Below are 11,123 nucleotides of genomic sequence, written 5' to 3'. Positions count from 1 at the left end.
CCCCCCGCAACATCATGGCCCGGCCCGCCCCGCCCGTCCCCGAGACCGCTCCCGCCGCACTGGCCCGCGCGCGCGGCGTGCTGGCGCGCGATCCGGCGCAGGCTGCGGCAATCGCCGACGCGGCGCTGACGCACCACCCGCAATCGGCGGCGCTGCGGCTGATGCTGGGCGCGGCGCGGCGCCGGACGGGCGACGCGGCGGGCGCCGCGGCCGCCATCGCGCCGCTGATCGACACCGGCCGCGGCGGCTGGGGCGCCGACTATGAATATGCACAGGCGCTGGCGGCGCAGGGACGGCCGGCCGCCGCCCGCGCCGCGATGGCGCGCGCCTGTACCGCCAATCCCGCCGCGCTGATCGCGTGGCACGCGCTTGCCGAGCTGGCGCTGCTGACCGGCGACGGCGCCGCCGCGGCCGCAGCGCGGGCGCGCGCCGTCGCGCTGGGACTGGGCGACCCGATGCTGGGCGACGCGATCGACGCGCTGATGGCGGGCGCGCCCGACGCGGCGGCGGCGCTGGCCGCACAGGTAGGTTTCGACGCAAGCGACGCCGGCTGGATCGCGCTGGCGACCGACATCGGCACCGCGCGCGGCCGGGCCGAAGCGGCGGCGGCGCTGAGCGCAACGGCGCTGACGATCGCGCCGGACAGCGCCCCGCTGCGCTATCGCCACGCGCTGGCGCTGCACCGCGCCGGGCGCGATGCCGAGGCGGCCGCGTCGAGCGCGGCACTGGCGACGCAATGCGGCGATGCACCCGCGGTCGCCGCGCTCGCCGCCGCGATCGCGATGCGGCTGGGCGACGAGCCCGCCGCGATCGCCGCGATCGAACGGGCGATCGAACGCGAGCCCGACCGTGCCGCGCATTACCTGTTGCGCGGCCATGCCGAGCGCATCCTGGGCCGGCAGGCGGCGGCCGTCGACAGCTATCGCGCCGCGATCGCGCGCGACCCGGCCGACGGCGAGGCCTGGTGGAGCCTGGCCAACCTCAAGACGTGGCGGTTCAGCGCCGCCGATCGCGCGCGGCTGGCGACGCTGGCGGCGCGCGACGACCTGCCGATGCCGAGCCGCGTCCATCTGGGCTTTGCGCTCGCCAAGGCGCGCGAGGAGGAAGGCGACGATGCGGGGGCATTCGCCGCCTATCGCGCCGCCAATGCGTTGCGCCGCGCCACCGAACCCTGGGACGCCGCGCGCCACAGCGATTTCGTCGACGCGACGATCGCCGCGGCCGAGGCGCTGGCGGAAACGGGTGCGAAAACGGGGGCGGAAACCGGGGCGGAAACGGGCGCGGCAGGCGCGGGCGGCGGGGCGGACGCGCCGCAGCCGATCTTCATCGTCGGGATGCCGCGATCGGGATCGACGCTGATCGAACAGATGCTGGGGTGCCACCCCGCGGTCGAGGCGACCGCCGAGCTGCCCTATCTGAGCCAGGTGGCGCGGGCGCTGGCGCGGCAAGCCCCCTATCCCGCCGCCGCGGCGACGATCGACGCGGCGCGCGCGGCGGCGCTGGGTGCCGATTATCGCCGGCGGGCGCGCGCGGTGCGGCGCAGCGAGCGGCCGTGGTTTACCGATAAGTTTCCCGGCAATTTCCTGCACATCCCGCTGATCCTCCGCACCATGCCGCAAGCGCGGATCGTCGATGTGCGGCGCGAGGCGATGGCGTGCTGCGTCTCGCTCTATCGCCAGTGCTTTGCCGAGGGGCAGGCCTATAGCTATGACCTTGTGAGCCTGGGCCGCTATTTCCGCGACTATGCACGGCTGATGGCGCGGATCGACGCGCTGTTTCCGGGCCGGGTGCTGACGATCGGCTATGAGGCGCTGATCGCCGCGCCCGAGGCCGAGCTTGCCCGGCTGCTCGACTTTGTCGGCCTGCCGCCCGAGCCGCGCTGCCTGCGCTTTTTCGAGTCGGACCGGCCGGTGCGCACCGCGAGTTCGGAACAGGTGCGCCGGCCGCTGTATCGCGACGCGATCGATTCGTGGCGGCGCTTCTCCCCATGGCTGGAACCGCTCGCTTCGGCGCTCGCGGGCGATGGCGGCGCTTGATCGCGACGCCGACGCGGCGCAGACTGCGGATAGTTCCGGATAGTGCCGACACGGAGGGCGGCTGCACAACGGCGTGCAGCCCCGGCCGATGCCGTGAGATCCGCCGATGCCGTGAGACCCAACGCCGTCTGAGCCGATGACAGGAGGGGTACCGAGGATGTCCGCCAAAACGCACGAGCCGATCCCTCCCGCCGCGAGCGAGATCACCGACCTGACCGAGATGGCGCTGTTGCCCGTGCGCGTCGCGACGGCGTGGTGGGGCAATGCGATCCGCGAATGGCCGCGCCCGCACGGGCTGCACCATGCCAAGCCGGCGACGCACGACCTGCCGGTGCCCGACGCGCTCGAGGCCGATGACGAGCGCGACCTCTTTGCCTGAAACCGGCCCGGACGCGGCCGGCGCCGCCGCGCAGGCGGCGGTGGTGGCGTTCCTGGAAGGGGGTGCGGGCGTTGAAGGGGGTGCGGGCGTTGAACGCGATACCGCCCCTGAAAGCGATGCGGGCGCGTCGGCGTGCCGCAGGATCGACACGCACGCGGCGCACCTGTTCCTGCGCGGCGACCGCGTGTGGAAGCTGAAGCGCGCGGTGCGCTTTCCCTATCTCGATTTTTCGACGCCCGAATTGCGGCGCGAGGCGCTGGAGCGCGAGGACCGGCTCAACCGGCGGACGGCGCCCGCGCTGTATCGCGGCGTCCATGCGATCACGCGCGAGGCGGACGGGCGGCTGGCGATCGACGGCGCGGGGGCGCCGGTGGACTGGGTGCTCGAGATGCGCCGCTTTCCCGACGACGCGCTGCTGGCGACGCGCGCGGCGGCGGGGCCGCTGCCCTGGCCGCTGCTCGACCGGCTGGCGGACCGCATCCACGACTTTCACATGGCGGCGCCCGCCGCGCGGGTCGCGCGCTGGTCGCACGGCTTTGCCGAGGTGATCGACGGCAATGCGCGCAGCCTGGCGCCGCACCGCGTGCTGCTGGGCGGCGAAGCGATCGACGCGCTGATCGCGGCGCAGCGGCGCGCCTGTGCCGCCGAGTCGGCGCGGATCGATTCGCGGGCGCGCGCGGGGCTGGTGCGGCACGTCCATGGCGACCTGCACCTTGCCAATATCGCGCTGATCGACGGCGAGCCGACGGCGTTCGACTGCCTGGAGTTCGACGACGCGCTGGCGACGACCGACACGCTCTATGACCTTGCCTTCCTGTTGATGGACCTGTGGCAGCGCGGGCTGCGCACCGAGGCGAACCTGGTGTTCAACCGCTATGTCGACCGGTCGGGCGACGAGCAGGGATGCGTGCTGCTGCCGCTGTTCCTTTCGGTGCGGGCGACGGTGCGCGCGCATGTCGCGGCGGCGCGGGCGGCCGAGGGCGATGCCGCGGCGGCGGCGAGCGCGCGCAACCATCTGGCGCTGGCGGCGGCGTTGCTGGCGCCGGCGCCGGCCGGGCTGGTGGCGATCGGCGGGCTGTCCGGGTCGGGCAAGTCGGCGGCGGCGAAGCGGGTCGCGGGGATGCTGGGGATCGCACCGGGCGCGCGGCTGCTGCGAAGCGACGTGGTGCGCAAGCGGCTGGCGGGCGTGGCGCCCGAGACGCGGCTGGGCGCCGACGGCTATACGCCCGAGCGCAATGCGGCGACCTATGCCGCGATGGAGACGCTGGCGGTCGAGCATCTGCGCACCGGGCGGTGCGTGGTGTGGGACGCGGTGCTGGGGCGCGACGAGGAGCGGCGGCAGGCCGAAGCGGCAGCGGCGAAGGCGGGCGTGCGCTTTACCGGGCTGTGGCTCGAGGCCGAGGAAGGCGTGCGGCTGGCGCGGGTGGCGCAGCGGCGCGGCGACGCTTCCGACGCCGACGCGGCGGTGGCGCGCGCGCAGTCGGGATGGATCGGCACGCCCGCGCCGGACGAGGGCGGCTGGGCGCGGATCGACGCGACACCGCCGCTCGACCAGGTGGCGGCGGCGGTGCGCGACCATTGTGCGACGCTGCTGGCGCCCGGCGGCGATCAGGGCAGCGCATAGGCGACGAGCGCGTCGCCCACGGGCGTCTCCATGAAGTGGTGGCCGCCCGCCATGATGACCAGATACTGCTTGCCGCCGATCGAATAGGTCATCGGCGTCGCCTGGCCGCCGGCGGGGAGCACGTCCTTCCAGAGCGTGCGGCCGGTGCGCAGGTCGATCGCGCGGATCAGGTTGTCGGTCGCGGCGGCGATGAAGACGATGCCGCTGGCGGTGACGACCGCGCCGCCGTTGTTGGGCGTGCCGATCGTCACGGGGAGCATCGACGGGATGCCGAACGGGCCGTTGGTGCGCGCCTCGCCGAAGGGGCGATCCCAGAGCGTGCGGCCGGTGGCGAGGTCGATCGCGCGGATGCCGCCATAGGGCGGCTGCTTGCACAGCATGCCGGTGAAGGGCAGCCGCCAGCCGGCATTGACGTCGACCGCATAGGGGGTGTTCGCTTGGGGATCGCCCGCCCCTTCGGCGCCGCCGATCTGGCCGCGCGCCTGATCGCGCGGCGCCCAGCCGCGGCGGTCGGCCTCGGCACGCGGGACGAGCCGGACATAGTTGGGCATGTCGTTGTAGTTGGCGACGATCACGCCGCGCTGCGGATCGACCGCGACGCCGCCCCAGTCGGTGCCGCCGTTATAGCCCGGATATTCGATCGTGCGACGGGCGGCCTCCGGCGGGGTGAAGAAGCCCTGATAACCGGCGCGACGGAACTGGATGCGGCACACCATCTGGTCGATCGGCGACATCCCCCACATGTCGCGCTCGGTCAGGTCGGGCTTGCGCAGGCTGTGCCAGAGCGACACCGGCTGAACCGGCGCGCGCTGCGTCGGCTCGACCCCGCCGCCGGGCGCGCGGATCAGCCCGACGGGCGTGAGCGGGCGGCCGGTGCGGCGATCGAGGATGTAAAGATCGCCCTGTTTCGACGGCAGCAGCAGCGCGGGCGTGCCGCGATAGTCGATCAGCGTCGCCTGCGCGCCGAAATCATAGTCCCACACGTCGTTGCGCACCGCCTGGAACCGCCAGCGCGGCTTGCCCGTGGTGACGTCGAGCGCGACGAGCGAGGTCGCGTAGAAATTCTCCTCCGGCCGCCGCAGGCTGGAATAATAGTCGGCGGCGGCGTTGCCCATCGGCAGATAGACGAGCCCGAGCGCCTCGTCGCCCGACGCGGTGGTCCACATGTTGGGCGTGCCGCGCGCCCAGATCTGCCCGGCAGGCGGATAGCCGTTCCATTGCGGGTGCATCATGTCCCACGCCCAGCGCAGCCGGCCGGTGACGACGTCGAACCCCTGGATCACGCCCGAAGGCGCCCAGCGATCCTGGCCGTCGAGCACCTGGTGCCCGACGACGAGCACGCCGCGCACGAGCGTCGGCGGCGAGTTGATCGACACGAAGCCGGCCGGGACATTGCCCATGCCGAGCTTGGCATCGACCTGACCATTGTTGCCGAAACCGGCACAGGGGCGACCGTTGCGCGCATCGACCGCGATCAGCCGCGCATCGAGCGTCCCCTCGATCACGCGCGTCGCGCACGGCGCATCGGGCGCCTGCCCCGGCACCTGGTAATAGACGACGCCGCGACAGGCCGCGGTATAGGGGATCGCGGTGTCGGGCACCTTGGGATCGTAGCGCCAGCGTTCGCGGCCGCTGCCCGCATCGAGCGCGATCAGGATGTTCTTGGGCGTGCAGAGATAGAGCGCATCGCCGACCTTGAGCGGCGTCGTTTCGGCGCCGTAGGTGCCGCGGATGCGCGGCGACGACGGCAGGTCGCCGGTGTGGAACACCCAGGCGCGTTCGAGCCGGCCGACATTGTCGGCATTGATCTGGGTGAGCGGCGAATAGCGCCGCGCGCTGCCGGTGCCGCCATAGACGGGCCAGTCGGCACCGGTCTGGAGCCCCGACGGATCGGCCATCCCCGCGCTGCCCGCCGCGGGGAGCGGGAGCGGCGGCGCGACCGGCGCACGGGCCGCGGCAAGGCCGAGATCGGCGCCGAGCAGCACGACGGCAGCGAGCACGCCGATGCCCGCATTGCGCCACCGTCCGCGCCGGCGCGTCAGCGTCGCCATCGCGAGGATCACGAACACGAGCAGCACCACCGGCGCAACGACGCGCGGCACCTGTGCCCAGGCATTGGCGCCGACTTCCCACCACGCCCAGGCGATCGTCGCGAGCACCACCGCGACATAGAGCCAGCCGCCGAGGCTGCGCCCGCGCACGAGCAGCACGCCCGAGGCGAGCATCGCGATCCCTGTGAGCAGATAGTAAGGCGCGCCGCCGAGCAGCGCGAGCCACCCGCCCCCGCCGACAAGCACCAGCCCGATCAGCGCGATCACGATCCCGACGGCGATCGCCGCCCAACTGCCCCAGCGGCGTTGGGTGAAGCGAAGATCGGCGGCGGCGGCGGGATCGGAAGGACGCGTTCGGACGACTCGGGACACAGGCACTCTCCGCACTGGCGGGCGCGTGCGACACGCGCCGACAAGGGGGCGGCCAGACATGCGGACGAGTCGAAGGGGTGGCGCCGCCACCTCGCCTTCGTCCTTCATGCTGCCGGTGCCGCGCCAACCAGCCGCGCACCGCGACGGTTCCCGCGATCGCGGCAAATTTGCCGCGCATTTGCTGCACGTTTGCCGCACGTCTGCAGCAACGCGGTGAGGCAGCCGGTGCGCGCCGGCGCGTCGGCGCCGAAAAGTTTCGACCGCCCGCCGAGCGCCGCAACACCGCGAAACGACGCGATTTTTGATGCGATCGTCGGCGCCGTGCGGGACAGCCGCGACCGAAATTGATCTAGGCGGGGGCGGCCCGACGACCTAGATCAGCGGCATGTTTGATCCCAGCACGCTCGTTCAGCCCGACCGCGGCCAGTCCGCGCGGACCATTCACCTTGTCGATGCCAAGGGCTTTGACGCCTGGCTGACCGCCCAGCCGCCGCGCCACCGCGCCGCCGCGCAGGCGCAGAAGCTGGCCCCCACCGGCTATGCCTCGGCGATCCTGCCCGGCGACCAGCCCGACGACTGGTCGGTGGTGAGCGTGGTCGCCGATGTCGACCGGCTTTCGCCCTGGTGCCTCGCCCGGCTGGCCGAGACCTTGCCCGAGGGGACGTACCGCGTTGCCGGGATCGAGCCCGGCAAGGCGATCTTCGGCTGGCTGGTCGCGCAGTACCGGTTCGACCGTTATCGCCGCAACGATCCGCGCGCGCAGGGGCCGCGCGTGCTGCTGACCGGCGATCCGGCGCGGATGGAAGAGGCGGTGCGCCTGGCCGCCGCGACCGCCAAGGTACGCGACCGCATCAACACCGGCGCCAACGACATGGGACCGGCCGAGATCGAGGCGATCGCCATCGAACTGGGCAAGACCCATGGCGCGAGCGTGACCGTCACCAAGGGCCGCGAGATCGAGGACGGCTATGGCATGATCTGGGCCGTCGGCAAGGCCGCGGGCCAGGGGCGCGAGCCGCGGCTGATCGAGATCGAATGGGGCAACCCCGACCATCCGCGCGTCGCGATCGTCGGCAAGGGCGTGTGCTTCGACAGCGGCGGGCTGGACATCAAGCCCGCGAGCGGCATGCGGCTGATGAAGAAGGACATGGGCGGCGCGGCGCACGCGCTGGCGCTGGCCGAACTGGTGATGCAGGCGCGGCTGCCGGTGCGGCTGCACATGCTGGTCCCCGCCGTCGAGAACGCGATTTCGGGCGAGGCGACGCGTCCCGGCGACGTGATGCGTTCGCGCAAGGGCGTGACCGTCGAGAACAGCAACACCGACGCCGAAGGCCGGCTGGTACTGGGCGACGCGCTGACGCGCGCGGGCGAGAAGGAACCCGAGCTGGTGTTCGATTTCGCGACGCTGACCGGCGCGGCGCGCGTGGCGCTGGGCCCCGAGCTGCAGGCGATGTTCGCCAACGACGACACGCTGGCCGCCGAGCTGATCGGCGCCGCCGAGACCGAGGGCGACCCGTTGTGGCGGCTGCCGCTGTGGGAGCCGTATCGCGACATGCTCAAGTCGGACGTGGCCGACATGGTCAATGCGGCCGAGGGCCCGTTCGGCGGCGCGCTGACCGCGGCGCTGTTCCTCAAGACCTTCGTTCCCGAAAAGGCGCAATGGGCGCATTTCGACATCTATTGCTGGAACGGATCGGCCAAGCCGGGCCGTCCCAAGGGCGGCGAGGCGGTGAGCCTGCGCGCCGCCTGGAAGGTGCTGAAGGACCGTTACGCGCGCTGAGCCGCGCCCCTGCCCCCGCCGGCCGCGCAAACGCGTCCGGCGGGGCACCGGTCAGCCGGCGATCGCCGCCGCAGCCGCGATGATCGGCACGAATTTTTCCGCAGTGAGGCTGGCACCGCCGACGAGCCCGCCGTCGACATCGGCGCAGGCGAGCAGTTCGGCCGCGTTGGCGCCGTTGACCGACCCGCCATAGAGGATGCGGATCGCGTCTGAGCGATCGCCGACCAGCGCGCGCAACTGTGCCCGGATCGCGCCGTGCATCGCCGCAACGTCGGCCGCGGTGGGCGTGCGGCCGGTGCCGATCGCCCAGACGGGTTCATAGGCAAGCGCGAGCCAAGCGCCGTCGGCGTCGTCGGGCAGCCCCGCCGCGACCTGGGCGGTGACGACCGCCTCGGCACGTCCGGCGTCGCGCTGTTCGAGCGTTTCGCCGATGCAGAGGATCACCGCGAGCCCGGCCGCGTGCGCGGCCTGGGCCTTGGCCTTCACCATCGCATCGGTTTCGCCCTGGTCGGCGCGGCGTTCGGAATGGCCGACGATCGTCAGCCGCGCGCCCGCCTCGACGAGCATCGGCGCGGCGATGCAGCCGGTATGCGCGCCGCTGGCCGCGGCGTGGACGTCCTGCGCACCCACCGGCATCGCCCCCGCGGCCGTCGCCGCCGCCTCGATCAGCGTGAAGGGCACGCACAGCGCGACATCGACGCCGGGATGCGCCGCCGCGGCGCCGGCGATCGCCGAAACCTCGCCGAGCTGGGCCTTGAGCCCGTGCATTTTCCAGTTACCGACCACCCATTTACGACGCATGCGTTCCTCCCGATTGTGCGGCCGGCGATAGCAAGCCTGACGCGGCGCACAAGCATTGCGGCCGCGCATCGGCTTGAAGGGGGCGCGTCCCGGCCCTAAAGCACGGGGCAATTTCCTCGAACGAACGGCGCTTCATGCTGAATTTTTTCCGGAGCTTCACCAAGTCACGCTGGGGACTGGCCCTGGTGTTCGCCTTTCTGGCGCTGATCGCGATCGCGTTCGCGGCCAGCGATATCACCGGCGTGCGCGGCAACAGCGGCCCCGGCGGCAACGTGATCGCCACGGTGGGCAACACGCGCATCACCGACCTGGAGGTGCGCGACCGCGTCCAGCGTTTCCTGCGCGAAGCCCAGCGATCGGGCCAGAACGTGACCATGGAACAGTTCCTGGCGCAGGGCGGCTATGAAATGGCGGTCAACCAGATCATCGACAATGCGGTGGTCGGCGAATTCGCACGCGAATCGGGCATGTCGGTAAGCAAGAAGCTGATCGACGGCGACATCGCGAGCGCGCCGGCCTTTACCGGGTTCGACGGCAAGTTCGACAAGACGGCGTTCCAGCGTTTCCTTTCGGAACAGCGGATCACGATGAGCCAGCTCTATGCCGACGCGACCAAGGAGCGTTACCAGAACTGGCTGGTCAACCGCGTGACGATGTCGGGCGACCTGCCCGACGGCGTGCTGCTCCCCTATGCCTCGCTCCAGCTCGAGCGGCGCACGGGCGTGGTCGGGCTGATCCCGACGCTGGCGATGGACCCCGGCCCCAAGCCCGACGACAAGGCGCTCGCCGCCTGGTACGCGACGCAGCGCAACCGTTACCTGGTGCCGCAGCGCCGCGTCGTCCGCTATGCGATGGTCAATCCCGACGCGTTCAAGGCCGCGGCCGCCGCGACCGACGCCGAGATCGCCGACGCCTATGCCAAGGCGGGCAACCGCTATGCCGCGACCGAGAAGCGCACGCTGCGCCAGATCGTCCTGCTCGACCAGGCGACCGCGAACCGCGTCGCGGGCGAGGTGAAGGGCGGCAAGGCGATCGCCGACGTCGCCAAGGCGGCGGGGCTCCAGCCGACCAATTTCGACGGGGTGACGCAGGACGCGCTGGCCCGCCAGACGAGCGCCGACATCGCCAAGACGGCGTTCGGCGCGGCGCAGGGCGGCGTGATCGGCCCGGTTCGTTCCGCGCTCGGCTGGGCGGTGCTGAAGGTCGAGAAGATCGAGAAGGTGCCGGCCAAGACGCTCGACCAGGTGCGCGGCGAGCTGGCCGACGCGATCGCCAAGCGCAAGCTGGCGCAGAAGCTGGCCGATGCGCGCCAGTCGATCGAGGATGCGATCGGCGACGGCAAGACCTTTGACGAGGCGCTGCGCGACGCCAAGCTGACCGCGGTGAAGACCCCGGCGCTGACCGCCGCGGGCATCAACCCCGACGATCCCGCGTCGAAGCCCGACGCCGCGCTGGCGCCGGTGCTGCGTTCGGCCTTTGCCTTCGAGCAGCAGGGCGACGAGCCGCAGGTGGTGGCGACCGGCCAGGACGGCAGCTTTGCCGTGGTGACGGTCGACCAGATCGTGCCCGCCGCACCGCGTCCGCTGGCGCAGATCCACGACCAGGTGCTGCGCGACTATGCGATCGAAAAGCAGCTCCAGAAGGCGCGCGCGGTCGCGTCGCAGGTGGTCGCAGCGCTCCAGAAGGGCGTGCCGATGCAGCAGGCGCTGACGCAGGCGGGCGTCACCAAGGCGCCGCCGCCCAAGCCGTTCGACTTCAAGCGCGCCGACATCATGGGCCGCCAGATGGCGCGTTCGATCCAGTTGGCGTTCACGATGGCGCCGAAGAAGGCGAAGCTGGTCGAGGGCGAGAACCGCGAGGGCTATTATGTCGTGTTCCTCGACGCGATCGAGCAGCACAGCGCCCAGGGCGACCAGGCGACGATCAGCCGCACGCGCAGCATGATCGGCCCGCAGGTGGGCGGCGAATATGCCCGCCAGTTCGTCGCGTCGATGCGCAACGTCGTGAAGGTGAAGCGCAACGAAAAGGCGATCGCGGCGCTCCGGACCGAGCTGTCGCGCACGGGTGCGGGCAACTGAGC

General features: G+C 72.1%; 7 protein-coding genes. 5 read left to right on the top strand and 2 right to left on the bottom strand.

Features of this window, described 5'->3' with window-relative positions; genetic code table 11:
* The first annotated feature begins 14 nt into the window (after window positions 1-14).
* The 3 genes from ACT3CF_RS08910 (at window position 15) to ACT3CF_RS08900 (ending at window position 4,039) form a co-directional block, all read left to right on the top strand.
* Window positions 15-2,036: a sulfotransferase gene (locus ACT3CF_RS08910; RefSeq protein WP_478421991.1), complete on the top strand. Its 2,022-nt coding sequence runs from the start codon at window positions 15-17 to the stop codon at window positions 2,034-2,036.
* 157 nt (window positions 2,037-2,193) lie between these two features.
* Window positions 2,194-2,415: a hypothetical protein gene (locus tag ACT3CF_RS08905; RefSeq protein ID WP_478421989.1), complete on the top strand. Its 222-nt coding sequence runs from the start codon at window positions 2,194-2,196 to the stop codon at window positions 2,413-2,415.
* Complete coding sequence (locus tag ACT3CF_RS08900; protein ID WP_478421987.1) at window positions 2,408-4,039, top strand: bifunctional aminoglycoside phosphotransferase/ATP-binding protein; 1,632 nt, start codon at window positions 2,408-2,410, stop codon at window positions 4,037-4,039. The genes ACT3CF_RS08905 and ACT3CF_RS08900 overlap by 8 nt, the downstream gene beginning before the upstream one ends.
* On the opposite strand, the gene ACT3CF_RS08895 is transcribed toward ACT3CF_RS08900, so the two are convergent.
* A complete protein-coding gene (locus ACT3CF_RS08895) occupies window positions 4,024-6,462 on the bottom strand; it encodes a membrane-bound PQQ-dependent dehydrogenase, glucose/quinate/shikimate family (protein WP_478421986.1) in 2,439 nt (812 codons plus the stop codon). The genes ACT3CF_RS08900 and ACT3CF_RS08895 overlap by 16 nt on opposite strands.
* A 385-nt stretch (window positions 6,463-6,847) precedes the next feature.
* On the opposite strand from ACT3CF_RS08895, the gene ACT3CF_RS08890 reads away from it, so the two are divergent.
* A complete protein-coding gene (locus ACT3CF_RS08890; RefSeq protein WP_478421984.1) occupies window positions 6,848-8,242 on the top strand; it encodes a leucyl aminopeptidase family protein in 1,395 nt (464 codons plus the stop codon).
* 51 nt (window positions 8,243-8,293) lie between these two features.
* Here the strand turns inward: ACT3CF_RS08890 and tpiA are convergent, their stop codons facing one another.
* Window positions 8,294-9,043, bottom strand: coding sequence for a triose-phosphate isomerase (tpiA, locus tag ACT3CF_RS08885; protein ID WP_478421983.1), 750 nt, complete (start codon window positions 9,041-9,043; stop codon window positions 8,294-8,296).
* 134 nt (window positions 9,044-9,177) lie between these two features.
* On the opposite strand from tpiA, the gene ACT3CF_RS08880 reads away from it, so the two are divergent.
* A complete protein-coding gene (locus tag ACT3CF_RS08880; RefSeq protein WP_478421981.1) occupies window positions 9,178-11,121 on the top strand; it encodes a peptidylprolyl isomerase in 1,944 nt (647 codons plus the stop codon).
* Window positions 11,122-11,123: the final 2 nt, after the last annotated feature.

Source organism: Sphingomonas chlorellae (assembly GCF_056485145.1).
Note: the sequence above shows the minus strand (reverse complement) of the source record. Positions and strands in the feature narration are given on the sequence as shown.

Coding starts and splice junctions, on each gene's coding strand:
- ACT3CF_RS08910 (WP_478421991.1), top strand. CDS start 15: ATGGCCCGGCCCGCCCCGCCCGTCCCCGAGACCGCTCCCGCCGCACTG.
- ACT3CF_RS08905 (WP_478421989.1), top strand. CDS start 2,194: ATGTCCGCCAAAACGCACGAGCCGATCCCTCCCGCCGCGAGCGAGATC.
- ACT3CF_RS08890 (WP_478421984.1), top strand. CDS start 6,848: ATGTTTGATCCCAGCACGCTCGTTCAGCCCGACCGCGGCCAGTCCGCG.
- tpiA (WP_478421983.1), bottom strand. CDS start 9,043: ATGCGTCGTAAATGGGTGGTCGGTAACTGGAAAATGCACGGGCTCAAG.
- ACT3CF_RS08880 (WP_478421981.1), top strand. CDS start 9,178: ATGCTGAATTTTTTCCGGAGCTTCACCAAGTCACGCTGGGGACTGGCC.